At 71.3% G+C, this 18126-nt stretch carries 17 protein-coding genes; 9 read left to right on the top strand and 8 right to left on the bottom strand.

The window, feature by feature from the left end:
• Positions 1-79: 79 nt before the first annotated feature.
• On the bottom strand, positions 80-1195 hold the full coding sequence (gene ald / locus AC3ANN_RS11205) for an alanine dehydrogenase (RefSeq protein ID WP_488337482.1): 1116 nt from the start codon (positions 1193-1195) through the stop codon (positions 80-82).
• Between the two features lie 55 nt (positions 1196-1250).
• On the bottom strand, positions 1251-2240 hold the full coding sequence (locus AC3ANN_RS11200; RefSeq protein WP_488337481.1) for an asparaginase: 990 nt from the start codon (positions 2238-2240) through the stop codon (positions 1251-1253).
• A 52-nt stretch (positions 2241-2292) separates the two neighbouring features.
• On the opposite strand from AC3ANN_RS11200, the gene AC3ANN_RS11195 reads away from it, so the two are divergent.
• The gene (locus AC3ANN_RS11195; RefSeq protein WP_488337480.1) at positions 2293-2772 is read left to right on the top strand and encodes an OsmC family protein; all 480 of its coding nucleotides are present in this window, start codon (positions 2293-2295) and stop codon (positions 2770-2772) included.
• 35 nt (positions 2773-2807) lie between these two features.
• On the opposite strand, the gene AC3ANN_RS11190 is transcribed toward AC3ANN_RS11195, so the two are convergent.
• Positions 2808-3524, bottom strand: a complete 717-nt coding sequence (locus AC3ANN_RS11190; RefSeq protein WP_488340819.1) for a lysophospholipid acyltransferase family protein — start codon at positions 3522-3524, stop codon at positions 2808-2810.
• Between the two features lie 194 nt (positions 3525-3718).
• Between AC3ANN_RS11190 and AC3ANN_RS11185 the strand changes: the two genes are divergently transcribed.
• Positions 3719-4663, top strand: coding sequence for an FKBP-type peptidyl-prolyl cis-trans isomerase (locus AC3ANN_RS11185; RefSeq protein ID WP_488337479.1), 945 nt, complete (start codon positions 3719-3721; stop codon positions 4661-4663).
• Between the two features lie 25 nt (positions 4664-4688).
• Positions 4689-5774 carry a 1-deoxy-D-xylulose-5-phosphate reductoisomerase gene (dxr, locus tag AC3ANN_RS11180; RefSeq protein ID WP_488337478.1) on the top strand — a complete coding sequence of 362 codons (1086 nt, stop codon included), beginning with the start codon at positions 4689-4691 and terminating at the stop codon, positions 5772-5774.
• A gap of 8 nt (positions 5775-5782) precedes the next feature.
• Here dxr and AC3ANN_RS11175 read toward each other — a convergent pair whose 3' ends face one another.
• From AC3ANN_RS11175 to AC3ANN_RS11165, 3 genes are all read right to left on the bottom strand, one after another.
• On the bottom strand, positions 5783-7447 hold the full coding sequence (locus tag AC3ANN_RS11175) for a Mur ligase family protein (protein ID WP_488337477.1): 1665 nt from the start codon (positions 7445-7447) through the stop codon (positions 5783-5785).
• A gap of 59 nt (positions 7448-7506) precedes the next feature.
• Positions 7507-8208, bottom strand: coding sequence for a YcnI family protein (locus tag AC3ANN_RS11170; protein WP_488337476.1), 702 nt, complete (start codon positions 8206-8208; stop codon positions 7507-7509).
• 103 nt (positions 8209-8311) lie between these two features.
• Positions 8312-8899 carry a hypothetical protein gene (locus tag AC3ANN_RS11165; RefSeq protein WP_488337475.1) on the bottom strand — a complete coding sequence of 196 codons (588 nt, stop codon included), beginning with the start codon at positions 8897-8899 and terminating at the stop codon, positions 8312-8314.
• Between the two features lie 107 nt (positions 8900-9006).
• Between AC3ANN_RS11165 and AC3ANN_RS11160 the strand changes: the two genes are divergently transcribed.
• The 3 genes from AC3ANN_RS11160 to AC3ANN_RS11150 all read left to right on the top strand — a co-directional run bounded on the left by AC3ANN_RS11160 (position 9007) and on the right by AC3ANN_RS11150 (position 12086).
• Positions 9007-10302, top strand: coding sequence for a M50 family metallopeptidase (locus AC3ANN_RS11160; RefSeq protein ID WP_488337474.1), 1296 nt, complete (start codon positions 9007-9009; stop codon positions 10300-10302).
• Positions 10303-10383: 81 nt separating this feature from the next.
• Positions 10384-10752 carry a YciI family protein gene (locus AC3ANN_RS11155; RefSeq protein ID WP_488337473.1) on the top strand — a complete coding sequence of 123 codons (369 nt, stop codon included), beginning with the start codon at positions 10384-10386 and terminating at the stop codon, positions 10750-10752.
• Positions 10753-10814: 62 nt separating this feature from the next.
• Entirely contained in the window at positions 10815-12086 is a 1272-nt protein-coding gene (locus AC3ANN_RS11150; protein WP_488337472.1) for an RNA polymerase sigma factor, read from the top strand.
• A 12-nt stretch (positions 12087-12098) separates the two neighbouring features.
• Here AC3ANN_RS11150 and AC3ANN_RS11145 read toward each other — a convergent pair whose 3' ends face one another.
• Both AC3ANN_RS11145 and AC3ANN_RS11140 read right to left on the bottom strand, forming a co-directional pair.
• Positions 12099-14054: an anthranilate synthase family protein gene (locus AC3ANN_RS11145; RefSeq protein WP_488337471.1), complete on the bottom strand. Its 1956-nt coding sequence runs from the start codon at positions 14052-14054 to the stop codon at positions 12099-12101.
• 164 nt (positions 14055-14218) lie between these two features.
• On the bottom strand, positions 14219-15451 hold the full coding sequence (locus AC3ANN_RS11140) for a low temperature requirement protein A (RefSeq protein ID WP_488337470.1): 1233 nt from the start codon (positions 15449-15451) through the stop codon (positions 14219-14221).
• Positions 15452-15587: 136 nt separating this feature from the next.
• On the opposite strand from AC3ANN_RS11140, the gene ispG reads away from it, so the two are divergent.
• The 3 genes from ispG to AC3ANN_RS11125 all read left to right on the top strand — a co-directional run bounded on the left by ispG (position 15588) and on the right by AC3ANN_RS11125 (position 18116).
• The gene (ispG, locus tag AC3ANN_RS11135; protein ID WP_488340818.1) at positions 15588-16718 is read left to right on the top strand and encodes a flavodoxin-dependent (E)-4-hydroxy-3-methylbut-2-enyl-diphosphate synthase; all 1131 of its coding nucleotides are present in this window, start codon (positions 15588-15590) and stop codon (positions 16716-16718) included.
• Between the two features lie 76 nt (positions 16719-16794).
• On the top strand, positions 16795-17340 hold the full coding sequence (locus tag AC3ANN_RS11130) for a hypothetical protein (protein WP_488337469.1): 546 nt from the start codon (positions 16795-16797) through the stop codon (positions 17338-17340).
• A 197-nt stretch (positions 17341-17537) separates the two neighbouring features.
• A complete protein-coding gene (locus AC3ANN_RS11125) occupies positions 17538-18116 on the top strand; it encodes a hypothetical protein (protein ID WP_488337468.1) in 579 nt (192 codons plus the stop codon).
• Positions 18117-18126 lie beyond the last annotated feature (10 nt).

Below are 18126 nucleotides of genomic sequence, written 5' to 3'. Positions count from 1 at the left end.
CGCACCGGTATTCTCACAGCTCCCGGAGCGCGCCGCGGTCGGCCCATCGGCGACGGGCCGGTTCTCGCGTGCGGGCGCGTCAGGACAGGGCGGCCTCGAGCGGCGCGAGCGGGAGGCCGTGCGCGGTTGCGACACCCGCGTTCACGACCGTGCCGCCCACGACATTCAGACCCGCCGCCAGCGCTGCGTCGCTCCGCAGCGCGTCCTTCCAGCCGCGCCGGGCGATCTGACGGATGTACGGGACGGTGGCGTTCGTGAGCGCAGAGGTCGACGTGTTGGGCACTGCGCCCGGCATGTTCGCGACGCAGTAGAAGATGCTGCCGTGGACCGGGAAGGTCGGATCCGCGTGCGTGGTCGGGTGCGTGTCCTCGAAGCAGCCGCCCTGGTCGACGGCGATGTCGACCAGCACCGAACCGGGTCGCATGCGCGACACCATGTCGTTCGTGACGAGCTTGGGTGCCTTCGCGCCGGGGATCAGGACCGAGCCGATGACGACATCGGACTCGACGACCGCCCGGTCGAGGTCGAGCGGGTTGGAGGCCGCAGTCCGCACGCGACCCTGGAAGTGGTCGTCGAGGAACCGCAGACGCTGGATGTTCGTGTCGAAGATCGTGACATCCGCACCCATGCCCGCCGCGATGTACGCCGAGTTGGCCCCGGCGACCCCGCCGCCGATCACCGTGACGGCCGCCGGCCGCGTTCCGGGCACGCCCGACATCAGCAGGCCCAGACCTCCGGCCGACCGCATGAGCGTGGATGCCCCGACCATGGGTGCAAGGCGCCCGGCGACCTCGCTCATCGGGGCGAGCAGCGGCAGCCCGCCGCCGACCAGCTGCACCGTCTCGTAGGCGATCGCCGTGACGCCGTCGGCGATCAGGCGGTCGGTGAGCGGTCGGTCGGCGGCCAGGTGCAGGTACGTGAACAGCACGAGGTCGTCGCGGAAGTATGCGTACTCGCTCGCGACCGGCTCCTTGACCTTGAGCAGGAGCTCCGCGCGGGCCCAGACCTCGGCCGGATCGTCGAGCAGCACCGCGCCGGCGGCCTCGTACTCGGCATCCGGCATCGATGAGCCCTCGCCGGCGCCGCGCTGCACGATCACCTCGTGGCCGGCGGCCACCAGATCGTGCACGCCCGCGGGCGTCAGGGCGACCCGGTACTCGTTGTTCTTGACCTCGGTGGGGACGCTGATCCTCATCGCGTGTCCTTTCCGCTCCGCCGTTGGAGCGCTCGGGCTCCTGGTGGGAGCGCCTCTAGAAAGCGGGGCGGATGGCCCCGACATCCTGCCCGCCGCCTGTCACGGCGAGAGGAAGCCTCGACATCGTCGCGTCGACGTCGGTCGATGCCAGCGCACCGTGCCGCTCGAGCAGTCGCAGGGCGACGGCCGTCGCGGCGCGTCCGCTGCCGTCGAGCATCTTCAGTGCGACGGTGGTGCCGTCGGGAGCGACCATGACCATGACGCCTTCGGCGCCGCCTTTGGCGAACACGCCGAGCTGCTCGATGGCGATGGTGTCGGGGCGGCCGGGGCCGTCGATGGTCCACGGGTTCGCCCGCACGGCCTCGACCATCGCGCCGGCGCTGCGGTGCAGCGCGAACGGCGACGACGTCGACGAGTTGCCGATGCGGTGGATCGCGCGAGCGAGCCCGAACAGCGTGACGGCGTACACCGGGGCGCCGCAACCGTCGATCGCGGTCGCCGAGACCTTCTCGCCGACGAGACGCTCGATGACGTCGCGGATGTGCGCCTGCAGCGGGTGCTCCGGCGAGAGGTACCCGGCCGGATCCCAGCCGTTCACGACGGAGGTCAGCAGCATCGTGGCGTGCTTGCCCGAGCAGTTCATGCGGATGCGCTGCGGCTGGCCCAGTTCGCGCACCATCTCGTCGCGCGTCGGGGTGTCGCCCGGCCACGCGGGCGGGCATCCGAGGGCGTCCTCGCCGAGCTCGGCGGCAGCGAGGATGTCGCGCACGACGGCGACGTGACGATCGGTGCCCGAGTGGCTCGCGGTGGCGAGCCCGAGGCGCTCGCCTTCGAGCGGGGCGCCCGCGGACAGGCACGCGAGGGCCTGCAGCGGCTTGAGGCTCGAGCGGGGGAGGATCAGCGCGGACGGGTCTCCGAGCTTCTGCGCGATCGTCCCGTCGGGAGCCAGCACGATGGCGATGCCGGCGTGCCGGGACTCGACGAAACCGCTGCGCTCGACGACGGCGAGCTCGACGGCGTCGGCTGCGGCGAAGGTCTGCGGCACCCCGCCAGCCTACCGCCGCGGGAGGGGCGGTCCCGCATGACAGACTGTGCTCATGTGGGGCGAGCATCGATACACCGTCCGGACGACGTGGACCGGTGATCGAGGCAGCGGCACGTCCGGGTACCGCGACTACGACCGCGCGGTGACGATCGAGATCGAGGGCAAGCCGACCGTTCTCGCTTCGTCCGACAAGCCGTTTCGCGGCGATCCGTCCCGCTGGAATCCCGAGGACATGCTCGTCGCCGCGCTCAGCGAGTGCCACCTGCTGTCGTACCTTCACGCGTGCGTGAAGGCCGGCGTGGTCGTCGTCGGTTACGAGGACGAGGCATCCGGTCTCATGATCGAGGACGGCCGCGGCGGCGGCGCCTTCCGCGAGGTGGTGCTGCGGCCGCGCGTGACCATCTCCGACGCGGCGATGACGGATGCCGCGACCGCCGCGCACACGCAGGCGAACGAGTGGTGCTTCATCGCGAACTCGGTGAACTTCCCAGTCCGCCACGAGCCGACGATCCTGGTCGCCGACGCGTCCTGAGCACGCGTTCGCACATCGCCGAACGCGTCGGAGGGTCAGCGGCGCTCGTGCGGGAGGACCTGCTTGATGCGCTCGATCGGGTTCTGTGCGGGCACCTCGTTGTACGCGTTCGCGAGCTCCTGGCCCGACAGGGCGTGGATCGCAGACATGATCTCGTCGGTCGCGAGGCGACGCGCGCGTCCCGAGTTCGCCGGGCCGTGGTGACTGAGGTCGAGCGGTTCGCCGAACCGCACCGTCACGCGGTGCTTGAGCGAGGGCATCTTGGCACCGACCGGCATGACCTTGTCGGTGCCGATGAGGCCGACGGGGACGACGGGCGCGCCGGTCTGCAGCGCGAGGAACGCCACGCCGGTGCGGCCCTTGTAGAGGCGGCCGTCGAGCGAACGGGTCCCCTCCGGGTAGAGGGCGACCGCGCTGCCGTCGTCGAGGAGCGCGCGCTGCTGGTCGAGCGCATCGAGCGCCGCCTGCCCGACGCCGCGCTGCACCGGGACCGCGCCGATCGCGGTGAAGAACTGCCGCGACGCCCACCCGCCGAGCCCGGATCCCTCGAAATAGCTCGACTTGGCAAGGAAGTGCACCGGGCGCGGCGCGGCGACGGGGATCGCGACGGAGTCGATGAACGAGAGGTGGTTGCTCGCGAAGATCACCGGCCCGGTCTTCGGGACGTGGGCTCGACCTTCGACGCGAGGCCGGTAGACGATCCGGGCCAGCGGCGCCACGACGAACCGCCCGAGGGCGTACGCGGCGCCCATGCGCTTGACCGGCGGACTGTCCGGCTCCTGGACGGCCACGCCGTCCGGATCGTCGGCGCCGGGCACCAGGTCGGAAGTCACCCGTCGAGGGTACCCCCGATTCCATTCCGGTATCGGCATGGCCGTTCTCAGCGCAGCCAGAGGAAAGATGGGGGAGGATGGAGGCTCCGCATCCATCGACTCGAGGTTGTCCCGTGCGCATTCGCCCGCTCGCCGCCCTGTCCGCCGCCGCCCTGACGGCCATCCTGCTCGCGGGGTGCTCGGGCGCCCCCGAAGGCTCGGGGACCCCGTCGCCGGACGCGTCGTCGGCGACCGACCTGTGCTCGGTGGCGGCACCCGAGGGCGACCTCGCGTCCGCGATCACCGTCAGCGGCGAGGTCGGCCAGTCCGCCACCGCCGAGTTCGAGGCTCCCCTGGAGATCGAGAGCGCCGAGCGCGCGATCGCCGTCGAGGGCGACGGTGCCGAGATCCAGGACGGGGACTACGTGTCGTACGCGCTCGCGGTGTTCGACGCGACCTCGGGCGAGTCGCTGCAGTCCGGCGGATTCGGCGGCGCGCCGCTGCCCGCGATGCCGATCACGATCGGATCCGGTGCCGACCAGTTCTTCGGGTGCGCGGCTGAGGGCTCGCGCATCGTGATGACCGTGCCCGACACCGGCAACGGCTCGCTCGTGTACGTGATCGACGTGCTCGGCGTGACCCCCGCCGCCGAGTGGTGCGCCGCAGCCGAGCCCGGCGCGGACTTCCCGTCGGTCGAGTTCTCCGCCGAGGGCGTGCCGACCATCACGATCCCCGCCACCGAGCCGCCGGCCGAGGTTCAGCTCGAGGTGCTCGAAGAGGGCGACGGCGACGTCGTACAGCCCGGTGACACCGTCACCGTCAACTACACCGGCATGAAGTGGAGCGACTCCACGGTCTTCGACTCGAGCTGGGAGCGCGGCGAGCCCGCCGAGTTCCAGACGACCGGTGTCGTGACCGGCTTCCAGCGTGCGCTGGAGGGTCAGACGGTCGGTTCGAAGGTCCTCGTCTCGATGCCCCCGGCCTGCGGCTACGGGGAGGACCCGGCGGGCCACGAGCTCGGTGGCCAGACGCTGGTGTTCGCGGTCGAGATCATCGAGACCAAGCCCACCGAGCAGTAAGCGGCCGGCTCGATAGGCTGGCCCGATGCGGCGCGTCCTCATCCTCGGCTCGACCGGATCGATCGGCACGCAGGCGCTCGACGTCGTGCGGGCGAACCCGCGACGCTTCGACGTCGTGGGCCTCGCCGCCGGATCGGATCGGGCGACGCTCGCCGCCCAGGCGGCGGAGTTCGGTGTCGAGCACACGGCGCTGGGGGCGGTCGAGGCCGAGCAGCTCGTCCGTGACGTCGAGGCGGATGTCGTCCTCAACGGCATCACCGGCTCGGTCGGCCTCGGTCCCACCCTGGCGGCGCTCGAGGAGGGCCGGACGCTGGCGCTCGCCAACAAGGAGTCGCTCATCGTCGGCGGCGACCTCGTGACCGCGATCGCCCAGCCGGGTCAGATCGTGCCGGTCGACTCCGAGCACTCGGCGCTCGCGCAGGCCCTGCGGGCGGGTGAGCGCGCGGAGGTGCGCCGGCTGGTGCTGACGGCATCAGGTGGCCCCTTCCGCGGGCGCAGCCGCGCGTCGCTCGAAGGCGTCACCCCCGCCGAGGCGCTCGCCCACCCGACGTGGGACATGGGCCGAGTGGTGACCACGAACTCCGCGACCCTCGTGAACAAGGGCCTCGAGGTCATCGAGGCCCACCTGCTGTTCGACGTGCCGTACTCCGAGATCGAGGTGGTGGTGCACCCGCAGTCGATCGTGCACTCGATGGTTGAGTTCGTCGACGGCTCCACGATCGCCCAGGCCTCGCCGCCCGACATGCGCCTGCCGATCTCGCTCGGTCTGGACTGGCCGCACCGCGTCGCGGGCGTCGGGCGCCCCCTCGACTGGCGGACGGCGTCGTCATGGACCTTCGAGCCGCTCGATGACGAGGCGTTTCCCGCGGTGCGCCTGGCCAAGCAGGTGGGCCGCGCCGGCGGCACCTATCCCGCGGTCTTCAACGCCGCCAACGAGCAGGCCGTCGATGCGTTCCACGAGGGGCGGCTCGGGTTCCTCGGCATCGTCGACGCGGTCACTCGCGTGGTCGACGCGCATGAGGCTCCGGCGGCGCTCACCCGCGACGCGCTGGCGGAGGCCGAGCGCTGGGCACGCGCAGCCGCCGACAGAGTCATCGCCGCGGCGTCCTGAATCGCGGGCTACGCGTCGGGGAAGGCCGGCCGGAGGGGGTCGGATGCCGGCGTCTCGTCGTCCGGGTACGGCACCGGCCAGTGGGGATCGGGCACGGGCCACCCGGCATCGCGCAGCGCGCGGCGGGCCAGCTCGCGCGCCGAGTACGGCGTGCGCACGCCGCGGATGTCGCGATAGTCCTGGTGCCCCGGGCCTGCCCAGAGGATGGCGTCGCCGTCGCCCACGAGTGCGACGGCCTCGATGATCGCGCGCTCGGGCGGCGAGTACTCGTGGATCTCGCCGTCGGGCCGCGCGCGGCGCGCGCCCTCGAGGAGCGTCGCCCGGATCGAGTCGGGATCCTCGTGGCGGGGATGGTGGTCGGTGACGATCAGGATGTCGCTGCCGAGCACCGCGGTCCGGCCCATGTCGTGCCGCTTCGTCGCGTCCCGGTCGCCGTCGGCGCCGAAGAGCATCACGACCGTGCCGGGCGTGACGCGGCGCACCGCGGCGAGCGTCTTCTCGAATGCGTCGGGGGAGTGCCCGAAGTCGACGTACACGGCCGGGCCGGTCTCGCCCGAGACGAGCTCGGTGCGGCCGGGCAGGTACGCCTCGATGCGCTCGCCGTCGAGCGCCTCGACGAGACGCTCCCACGCGTAGCCGCCCTCGAGGATCATGACGATCGCGAGGCCGGCGTTGGCGGCCATATGGCGTCCGATGACCGGCACGAGCGTCGTCAGCGAGCGCCCGTCCCGCGCGGTGAGGCGGAACTCGGTGCCGACTTGGCGCTCGTCCAGGATGTCGACCACCCAGTCTGCGGCGGCCGAGGCATCCGGATCCGACGCGAGCGCGGGCGTGCCCACCGTGATCGTCGGCACCTCGCTGCGGGCGACGACCTCGGCGCCGGGCTCTGAATCGACGCACACGACGGCGCGGCGCGCGCGATCCGGGCGGAACAGCGGCAGCTTCGCCTCGAAGTACTCACGCATGTCGGCGTAGTCGTCGAGGTGGTCGTGCGTGAGGTTGGTGAAGCCGGCGACGTCGAACATGATGCCGTCGACACGGCGGCGGCTGAGGGCTTGCGCGCTCACCTCGACGGCGACCGCCTCGACCCCGCGCTCGCGCATGAGCGCGAGGAGCGCGTGCATCTCGTACGCCTCGGGCGTGGTGAGCCGCGACACGACGACCTGGCCGGCGATGTGACGCTCGGCCGTGGACGAGAGGCCGGTCACGGCGCCGAGCTGCCCGAGGATCCCCTCGAGCAGGTGCGACACGCTGGTCTTGCCGTTCGTGCCGGTGGTGCCGAAGAGGAGGGGCAGATCGTCGTCACGGCCGGTGCCGTAGACCCACGCCGACAGCTCGCCGAGCACGGCGCGGGGATCGTCGACGAGCACCACCGGGAGCCCGCTCGAGGCGGCGACGTCGGCGCCGGCGGCATCCGTCACCACGGCGACGGCGCCCTTCGCCGCAGCGGCCGATGAGAACTCGGCACCGTGCCGGTTGACGCCCTGCACAGCGACGAACACGTCGCCGGGTCGCAGGTCGGCGGTCGCCAGGGTGAGCCCGGTGAGGGTGGTCGCGCTGACGTCGCCGCGCACGTCGACCGCGAACCGCGCGGCGAGGTCTGCGAGCGAGTGGGTCGGCGGCGCGTCCGGGCGGAGCACGGGGGGAAGGTGGGAGGGCGCGTCGGTCGGCATGGCGCCTCCATCTTCTCATCCGCCGTACCCCGCGCCGTGCGGTCGCGGGCGGACCCGCGTCAGGCCTTGCGACGGCCGCGCACCAGCGCGACCACGAGGGCGGCGATCCCCGCGACGAGTCCGCCCGCTGCGAGCCATCGCGCGACGGGGTCGGCGTCCGGCGATCCGGCGGAGCCGGTTCCGGATGCCTCGGCTGCGGCCTCGTCCGATCCCGCGGTCTGATCGTGGTCGCTGCCGTGGGCGTCGTCCGCCGGCTCGCCGACTTCGACGATCGGCGCGGGGGTGTCGAGGTCGTGGGGATCCTCGCCCTCTGCGGCGACCTGGGTCCACGCGGTCTCGCCTGCGACGCACGTCTGCGTCACAGGGAACGCGACGGTGGTGCCGGCGGCCGATTCATCGAACAGCACGTCGATCGAGACGGTCGCCTTGAGGTGATCTTCGACCGGGGTGTCTGCGGTGAAGACGATGCGCGCCGGCACGCCGTCCGCGCTCGTCTCGCGCTGTATAGTCCAGCCGCCCTGGACGACCGGCGTCGCGTTGCCGACGCCCTCCGGGATGTCGATCGCGAGGGCGGTCGTGGGGGAGCCGTCGCAGCCGTGCGAGAACGAGAACGTGAGGGTCTCGGTGCCGCCGGCGCTCGCGGTGCCGGGATCGACATGGACGTGCGCCGACGCCGCGAGCGGGACGGCCACGGCGAGCGCGACGCCGGCGAAGCCGCCGAGGAGGATGCGGTGGATACGGGTGGAGGTGCGAGTGTTCATCGGTGTTCTTTCGTCGTCGGTGCCGCCGCGATCGCAGCGCGCACGGGAATGCAGAAGTCACCCGGCCGCACTTCGACGGCGGCCGGGGGGATGCGTGCGGCGCTCAGCGCGCCGCGGCGACGAAGGACGGCGGCCCGCGCCGCGACAGGTCCGACAGCACCACGGCCGCGGCCGCGCGCGCGATGCGCGACGGCGCGGCGACGAGGCGCGGGGCACGAGGCGGAGGGGCGACCGCGCGAAGGCGCGAGAAGAGCGAGCGGATGCCGCGGCCCAGGGCCCGCAGCATCCGTTCGCCGCTGAAGAGCGCGATGACGGTGACGGCCGCCGCGAGCATGTGTCCCGCGAGCATCGGAGCGTCGGGCACGATGGCGGCCGCGAGCGTACCGCCGCCTCCGGCGGTCCCGTGGTGCGCGTGGAGCGCTGACGCCGCCGAGGCGTCCGCGCCGGCGGTGACGGCGAACGCGACGTGGAAGAACGCCTGCGCCGCCAGCACGGTCGCGCCCACGCGCCACGCGCTGAGCCTGCGGCCGATGAGTGCGACGGCGAACGGCGTCGCGAGGATCCCGGTCGCCGCGACCAGGCCGGGGGAGGGCGCGCCACCGCCGGCGAGCGTGTGCGCGGTGGCGGCGACGACGGTCGCGATCCATGCCGCGGTGGCGCCTCGCAGGGCGCGCACATGGCGTGGGGTCACGGCTCCTCCTGGCCTCGAGCCTACGCGAGCAGGCGCCGGCGTCCGCGCGGGTCGGCCGCCCCTGCGGTCACACCCAACTCAAAGGCCGCCGCGGGTAGCGTGTGCGTGTGGAAGTTCTCGCGTTCGTCATCGGTGTCGCCCTCATGGTCGTGGGCCTCGCCGTGTCGATCGCGCTGCACGAGCTGGGGCACCTGTGGCCCGCGAAGAAGTTCGGGGTGCGCGTCGGCCAGTACATGATCGGCTTCGGCCCGACGCTGTGGTCGCGTCGCATCGGCGAGACCGAGTACGGCGTCAAGGCGATCCCGCTCGGCGGCTACATCTCGATGGCCGGGATGTACCCGCCGTCCCCGCGGGCTGCGCGCCGCGACGGTCGTGCGGGCGGCGGCTTCTTCGCGACGATGGTGCAGGACGCCCGCGACGCCAACGACGAGACGCTGAAGGGCGACGACGACCAGCGCGTCTTCTACCGGCTCCCCGTCTGGAAGCGCGTCGTGGTGATGCTCGGCGGCCCGGTCATGAACCTCCTGTTCGCCATCGTGCTCTTCGCGATCCTGCTGACCGGAATCGGAGTGCAGACGGCGACGACCACGGTCTCGGCCCTGTCGGAGTGCGTTCCCGCGACCTCGTCGTCCGAGTGCACCGATGACGACCCGCTCCCGCCGGCCGAGCAGGCGGGGATCCAGCCGGGCGACACGATCCTCTCGGTCGACGGGCAGCCCGTCGCGGACTTCGCCGAGGCATCCGCGATCATCCGCGAGTCGCCCGGCGAGCCGATCACGCTCGTCGTCGACCGCGATGGCCGGCAGGAGTCCATCACCGTGGTTCCCGCGACGATCGAGGGCACGATCACTGCGCCGGACGGGAGCGCGACGACGGGGGACGTGGGCTTCGTCGGCATCAGTCCCACCGTCGAGTACGTGCGTCAGCCGATCTGGGCAGGTCCGCAACTCGCTGTCGAGCGTGTGGGGGCCGTCGCTGCCATCATCTGGCAGCTTCCGGTCAAGGTGTGGGAGACCGGTGTCACGCTCGTGACGGGCGGTGAGCGCGACCCGAACGGTCCGCTCAGCATCGTCGGCGCCGGCCGGCTCTCGGGTGAGGTCGCCGCGGCGGACGCGCCGGTGCTCAACCGTGTCGCCGGTTTCGTGGAGCTGCTGGCCGCCCTGAACATCGCGCTGTTCGTGTTCAACCTCATCCCGCTGCTGCCGCTCGACGGCGGACACGTCGCTGTCGCGCTGTGGGAGGGCGTCAAGCGCGTGTGGGCGAAGCTGTTCCGACGTCCTCCGCCGAAGCCCGTCGACGCCACGAAGCTCGTGCCGCTCACGTTCATCGTCGTGGTGGCGCTCATCGGCATGGGAGCCGTGCTGATCCTGGCCGACATCGTCAACCCCGTCTCGCTGTTCTGAATTTCTCGGGAAGCCTGTCGAAATCGGGCTTGTCCGTTCGCTGTGGGGATGAAACGGTTCCACTGACGAAAGGACGCAGCCGTGAAGTACGTCATCATGTTCACTTCCACCCCCGAACTCGACGCCGCCGTTCCGCAGGAGCGGGCGCAGGAGGTCTACGGGCGGATCTTCCAGTGGTATCAAGACAACGACGCAGTGATCACCGAGACCGGTGCGGAACTGCGTCCGGTCGACACCGCCACGACGCTCCGATATGGCGACGAAGGTCCTGTCGTCGTGGACGGGCCGTTCACCGAGGCGCGGGAGGCGGTCGGGGGCTTCTCGATCATCGACGTCCCGGACCTGGATGCCGCGATCGCGCTCGCTCGCACGTGGCCCATGCTCGAGCTCCCCGGCACGTCCGTCGAGATCCGCCCGATCGTCACCGACTACAGCCAGTTCGAGCAGTGAGCGGACCGGTCCCCCCGCCTCCCCCAGACGCCGCTGGCGCGTCGCCTGGAGCCTCTCGGCGGGTGGGCCCAGCCGCGGCGCACGGCAGCGGGGGCGCCTCGAGCGACCCGCGCGCCGGCGCCGCGGCATCCGATCGTCTTCTCGCGAAGATCATGCGCGAGGAGTCCGCGCGTATCACCGCGGCGCTGACGTCGTCGTTCGGCAGCTTCGACGTCGCGGAGGAAGCGGTCGCCGAGGCGGTTTCGGAGGCGCTGCGGGAGTGGCGGACGCGAGGCATCCCGCCGAACCCCGGCGCCTGGCTCACCCAGGCGGCGCGGCACAACGCCCTCGATCGGCTGCGGCGCGAGCGGGTGCTGCGCGACAAGGTCGTTCTGCTCGGCGCCGACCTCGCCCCCGGTCGGGACCCCGGCGACGGTGAACCGGAAGCCGACGACCGGCTGGCGCTGCTGTTCGGATGCTGTCACCCCGCCCTGGCGGCCGACGCCCAGCTCGCCCTCACGCTGCGCGCCGTATGCGGTCTGACGACGGCGCAGATCGCGCGCGCCACGTTCTCGACAGAACCGGCGACGGGGCAGCGCATCTCTCGGGCCAAGCGCAAGATCGCCGCCAGCGGCATCCCCCTCCGCGTGCCCGAGGGCCCTGACGCCGCCGATCGGCTCGATCTGGTGCTCACGATCGTCTCGGTGATGTACACGGAGGCCCATTTCGTCGCGGGCGGCGATGCCGCGGGCGATCGAGACGTCGCCGACGACGCGCTGTGGCTGGCACGGGTCGTCTCGGACTCGCTGCCGCGCGAGGCGGAGCCGCTGGGGCTGTTGGCGCTGCTGCAGTTCCACCGGTCCCGCGAGCCCGCGCGGGCCGTAGACGGCGAGCTCGTGCTCTTGGGCGAACAGGACCGGTCACGCTGGGACGGCGCGCTCATGGCCGAGGCCCATCACACCCTCGAGCGCGCCGCGCGGCTGCGTCGACCGGGGCGATGGCAGCTCCACGCGGCGATCGCCGCGTGCCATTCCGACGCCGCCGACGCGGCGTCGACCGACTGGCTGCAGGTCTTGACCCTCTACGACATGCTGCTGGCGCACGACCGCTCGCCCGTCGTACGCCTCAACCGCGCTGTCGCTCTCGTGCGCGTGGCAGGCCCCGAGTCGGCGCTGCAGGAGGTGGACGCCCTGGAGCGTCCGCTCGCCCGCTCGCACCTCTGGCACGCCGTGCGTGCGTCCCTGCTGCGCGAGCTCGGCCGCGACGACGAAGCGCTCGCCGCCGACCTGCGCGCGCTCGAGCTCACTGCGAACGAGGCCGAGCGGCGTCTGCTCGCTGCCCGGGCGACGCGGTGACCCGGCCCGGCGTCAGGCGTCGACGGGGGTCAGGGCGTGCGTGACGAGGCGCTCGAGCGTCGTCATGCCGTCGCGCGACAGGATCGACTCCAGGTGGCCCTGCACCGAGGCGAAGCCCGGTCCGCGCAGCGCATACACGTCGCCGGCGGCATCGGCGGCGACGTCCGCGCCGTCGACGCGGGCGGTCCCGGGGGCGACGCGTGCGGTGAACGTGTTGTAGAAGCCGATGGATGCCGGCATCCCGAACACGTCGACGGTCTTCTGCAGGCCCTGATGCGGCGCTGCCAGCGGCGCGAGGTCGATCCCGAGCGAGTCGGCGAGGATCTGATGGCTGAGGCACACGGCGAGCAGCGGTCGCCCGGTCTCGCGGCGCCGCGCGACCACCTCCCGCATGCGGCGCATGCGCGGGTTCGCCGGGTCGCGGGGGTCACCCGGGCCGGGGCCCGACACGACGAGCTCGGCGTCGTCGATCTGCTCGTCGGTGACCTCGTTCCACTGCGCGATCTCGACCTCGAGGCCGAGGTGGCGCAGCTGGTGGGCGAGCATCGTGGTGAAGCGGTCCTCGGCATCGACGACCAGCGCCGTGCGGCCGGCGAACGGCCCCACCTCGCCGGTGCCCTGCGGGTTCAGCCAGAACTCGGCGAGCCGCGCGTTGCGCGAGGCCAGCAGCTCCGCGATCGCGGGATCGTCCGCGAGCCGTCGCGGCTCGGCCGCGGGGGCGTCCTCATCCACGGCGTTCGGGTCCACCACGCGGACGACGGGTGCAGGCGCACCGTCGCGGGGCACCGCGCCGATCGCCCCGAGCACGCCCGCGGCCTTGCCATGGGTCTCGCCGACCTCGCCGTACGGGTCGGAGTGACGCACGAGGGTCGCGCCGACGGGGACGCGAAGCCGGCCGTCCTCGAGGTACGCGGTGCGGATCAGGATGGGAGCGTCGAGGTCGTGCGTCGGCTCGCCGGCGCCGGGCCGGCCGTCCGACGGGCGCGAGCGCGGCGTGAACAGCGCCGCGACGCCGGAGTAGTACCCGCGCGGCGACCGCTCGTGTCGCGTGATCACCGTGCACGCGTTCTGCATCGGCGACCCGGTGACGGTGGGCGCGAACATCGTCTCGCGCAGGATCGCGCGAGGGTCGAGCCGGCTGCGCCCCCGCAGGACGTACTCGGTGTGCGTGAGGCGCGACATCTCCTTCAGGTGCGGCCCGGTGATGCGGCCGCCGTCCGAGCACACCGCGCTCATCATCTTGAGCTCCTCGTCGACGACCATGAAGAGCTCCTCCGTCTCCTTCGTCGACTCCAGGAACTCCGTGAGCGTCGCGCGGGTCGCGCCGCCGTGGGGGTGGCGGAACGTGCCCGAGATCGGGTTCATCGTCACGACGCCGTCGCGCGCGCTGACATGCGCCTCGGGGCTCGCGCCGACCGCGACATGGCCGGGCGTGACGACTGCGAACGTCCAGTACGCGCCCCGCTCGTGTTCGAGCAGAGCCCGGAACCACGTCAGGGCCGCGGTCGCGGCATCCGTCGGCACTCCCGCGGTGAAGTCGCGGCGGATGACGAAGTTCGCGCCCTCACCGCGGCCGATCTCGTCGGTGATCACGCGTCGCACGATGTCGGCGTACTCGTCATCGGAGATGTCGAAGCCGGGATCCTCGAGAGGCACGGCGTCGGAGGGGAGCTGGGCCAGCGCCTCGTCGCGGGGAAGCGCGAACCGCTCGCCCACGACGAGGCAGCGCAGGGGCGCGCCGTCGTCGTGGCACTCGAACCCGCGTTCGCGCACCTGCCGGAACGGCACCAGGGCGAGCACCTCGCGGGGAGCGCCCTCGTCGTCGGTCAGCGGGATGTCGCCGAGCAGCTCGACGTCGACGACCTCGCCGGTGAGCAGTTCGACGGTCGCGCCGTCGCGGGCGATGAGGGCGAACGGGATGCCGCGAGCGGCGATCTCGCGAAGCGAGGGGTGGGCGGGCCCGGTCATGGCTGTGTTCTTTCGTCGTGGGGAGGCATCCCTTACGAAAAGAAGACCGCCCCGGGGGCGGTCTGAGTCACGCGAAACCCACCGCCTATGCGGTGAGCCACCAGGAGAGGTTCGCGGACATGCGCCGAACCTACCACAGCGTGACCCCGGGCCGCGGGCGTGCGTCAGCGCGTGGCCCTCTCGAGCATCTCGGCGCCGTGACGCCACCCGACAGTCTCGTACCCGACGACCACGACGGCGGGGGAGCAGGCGATGAGCAGGAGCGCGACCCCCATCGAGGCGCCCAGCGACACCGCGACGACGCTCGCCGCGAGGGCCGCCACCGACCCGAGATAGAGCCAGATGTGGAACGGGTCGAACTGCATCACGGTGATGGCGTAGATCCCGAACAGGAACGTCTCGTACACGAGCACCGGGATCGCGATGCACAGCACCGCGAAGGTGGCGTCGACGTGGGCGTGGTCGGTGATGACGTTCGCCGCGACGTGGAGGCCCGCACCGATCGTGACGAGCGATCCGAAGATGAACAGGTGCAGGTAGCCCCACGGGAACCCGCGCCAGCGGTGATGCCTGAGCACCTCGCCCCACGGGATGGCGAAGTAGTTCCACCACATCCCGAACGCGAGCGCCGTGCCGCCGAAGGCGACGAGCGCCGCTTCCAGCGACCAGCCGTCCTCCTCGATGACGGCCGAGATCGCGAGGATCGTTCCGAGGATCACCTCGCCGAGCGTGATGATCACGAGAAGGCCGTAGCGCTCTGCGATGTGGTGCGCGTGCCACGGAGTGGGGCCGTACCGCTTCTCGGCGAACAGGGGCCCGGCGAGCTCGAACAGCGACAGGAGCGTCGTGAAGACGAGGGTGATGCCGAGCGGCAGGTTGAGGAAAATCAGCGCGATCCACCCGACCTGGGCGATCGAGACGTTGACGGCGTAGGCGATACAGGTCTTGCGCCGCTTCTCGTCGTGGCGAGCGGCGCGGATCCAGAGCGCGATCGTCGCGATGCGCATCACCACGTACCCGGCGACCATGACCGTGTTGTCGAAGACGTGCCCCTCGTCGATCGAGTGGAAGACGGGAGGGATGCCGAGCGCCACGATGAGGACGCCGACCATGATCACGAGCGTCGCGATGCGGAAGAACGCGTCGTCGGTGTCGTACGCCGACGCGAGCCACGAGTAGTTGATCCATGCCCACGCGACCGCGAACGTCGAGAACGCGATGCCGGTGAGCGCCGTCGAGACATGCCCCAGCTCGAGGTAGTGCGCGGCCTGCGAGCCGATCTGGCTGAAGGCGACGACGAAGACCAGGTCGAACAGCAGCTCCAGCGGGGTCGCCGTGCGGTGGGGCTCGTTCGGGTCCCGGCCCGTCATGCGTCCGAGGTGGTGGCTCAGGCTCATGGCGGGAAACATACACCGTGCGCGGGACGCCGCGGCGACGACGGATGCCCCGGCCTCGGCATCCGCTCAGCCCGCGACCAGCCTGCGCGGGCGACGCGCGCGTAGGCTCTATGCCGTGCCAGCCGTGAATCTCGGGATGCCGAAGGTCCCTGAAACTCTCGCCCCCCGTCGCAAGAGCCGCCAGATCAAGGTCGGCAAGGTGCTGGTGGGCGGCGACGCCCCCGTGAGCGTGCAGTCGATGACGACGACGCCGACGACCAACATCAACGCCACGCTGCAGCAGATCGCCGAGCTCACGGCATCGGGCTGCGAGATCGTGCGCGTCGCCGTGCCGTCGCAGGACGACGCCGATGTGCTGCACATCATCGCGGCGAAGAGTCAGATCCCGGTGATCGCCGACATCCACTTCCAGCCGAAGTACGTGTTCCAGGCGATCGACGCCGGCTGCGCGGCCGTGCGCGTGAACCCGGGCAACATCCGGCAGTTCGACGACAAGGTGGGCGAGATCGCCGCCGCGGCGAAAGCAGCGGGCGTGTCGCTGCGCATCGGAGTGAACGCGGGCTCGCTCGACAAACGCCTTCTCGAGAAGTACGGCAAGGCGACGCCCGAGGCGCTCGTCGAGAGCGCCGTGTGGGAGGCGTCGCTGTTCGAGGAGCATGACTTCCACGACTTCAAGATCTCGGTCAAGCACAACGACCCTGTCGTGATGGTGAAGGCGTACCGCCTGCTCGCCGAGCGGGGCGACTGGCCGCTTCACCTCGGTGTGACCGAGGCGGGCCCGGCGTTCCAGGGCACGATCAAGTCGGCCACGGCATTCGGCATCCTGCTCGGCGAAGGCATCGGCGACACGATCCGCGTCTCGCTGTCGGCGCCGCCCGCCGAGGAGGTCAAGGTCGGGCACCAGATCCTGCAGTCGCTGAACCTGCGCGAGCGCAAGCTCGAGATCGTGTCGTGCCCGTCGTGCGGGCGCGCCCAGGTCGACGTGTACACGCTCGCCGACAACGTGACCGAGGGACTGAAGGACATGACGGTGCCGCTGCGCGTGGCCGTCATGGGCTGCGTCGTGAACGGTCCGGGCGAGGCGCGCGAGGCAGACCTCGGCGTCGCCTCGGGCAACGGCAAGGGCCAGATCTTCGTCAAGGGCCAGGTCATCAAGACGGTGCCCGAGTCCGAGATCGTCGCGACCCTCATCGAGGAGGCGAACCGCATCGCCGACGAGATGGGTCCGGAGGCTCCGGTCGGCACGGCGCAGGTCGTGACCTCCTGAGAGCAGGCTGATCGCCCGCGCCCGGGGCTGTGGAAAACTCGACGGACCCTGCATCGGTGCCGGTTACGGTGGTCGGGTGATCCTGCGAGCGACGGCGACCGTCCTGTTGGCGGTGTCCATCATCGCGCTGACCGGATGCCTCGGCTCGACGCCCGAGCCCACCCCCACTCCGACCGCCGTGTTCTCGAGCGAGGAAGAGGCGTTTGCGGCGGCGGAAGAGACGTACCGGGAGTACGTTGCGACGCTAAACGGAGTGGACCTCACCGAGCCGTCGACATTTGAACCGTTGTTTGGGTGGACCACGGGGACGCTGAAGGCGGAGACACGCAAGACGTTCTCCGAGATGCACGCAAACGGCTGGATCGTTGACGGCCCAACACTTGTCCCAGTCGTCGAGCCCAGGCTAGTTGAGGTCGGAAACTATTCCGTCGTGGAGGTCGCCGTCTGCCAGGACGTCTCTGGCGTGACCGTGATCGATAGTGAGGGACGTTCAGTAGTTTCTTCTGATCGGCCCGACATGCAGTCCATGCTCGCGACCTTGGTCGAGGACCCAGCGAGCCCGACCGGGTACTTGATTGAGGCGATCAACGGACGTGAAGGTGAGCCCGAATGCGGCGACTAGCCGTGCGCGGGGCTCTGGTAGCGCTCGCGCTCGCATCAATCGTTGGAGCGAATACTGAGAACTGTTCAGAGGGCGGATGGGTTACGGGTTGTCGATCAGACGGTGAGCAGGTGTCCGTCTCCGGGTCAGAAACCATCCGAGGCGAAAAGCCCACCGACTCAAATACCGCGCCGGGCACCCGTCCTCCGTCCCCGACGATGCCGCTCGAGCCGACCAATCCGATGCCGTGCGACACGCTCACCGAGCGCTGCGAGCGGCCGGATCTGCCCGGCGAACCGGCCGACCCCGGGTTTCCCGACGTGACTCTCGCCGATCTCGTGTCGTTCCGCCCGGTCACTCCGGAGCTCACCGGCGAGCCGTTCGGGTTCGGAGTCGTCGGGATGCCCGCGAACTTCGTCGCCGCCGCGTCGGAGCAGGAGCTCACCGGGACTCTCCTCGGCTACCCGGTGACCGTGCGGTTCACCCCGACCGCGTTCGACTTCAGCTACGGCGATGGCATGACGCTGCGCGCAGCCTCCGGAGGAACTTCGTGGGAGGCATCCGGAGCCGCCCAGTTCACGCCCACGAGCACCAGTCACGTCTACGCCGAACGCGGCAGGTACATCACCGGCGTGTCGATCGAGTACACCGCCGCGGTCGACTTCGGCGCCGGCTGGCAGAACGTCGACGGCGTCGTCACCGCCCGCTCCGCGGGGTACTCCGTCGAGGTCGTCGAAGCGCGCACCGCGCTCGTCGACCGCACATGCCTCGAGAACCCCACCGGTCCGGGCTGCTGACCCCGGCGCA

Source organism: Microbacterium sp. STRO-2N (assembly GCF_057747775.1).
Note: the sequence above shows the minus strand (reverse complement) of the source record. Positions and strands in the feature narration are given on the sequence as shown.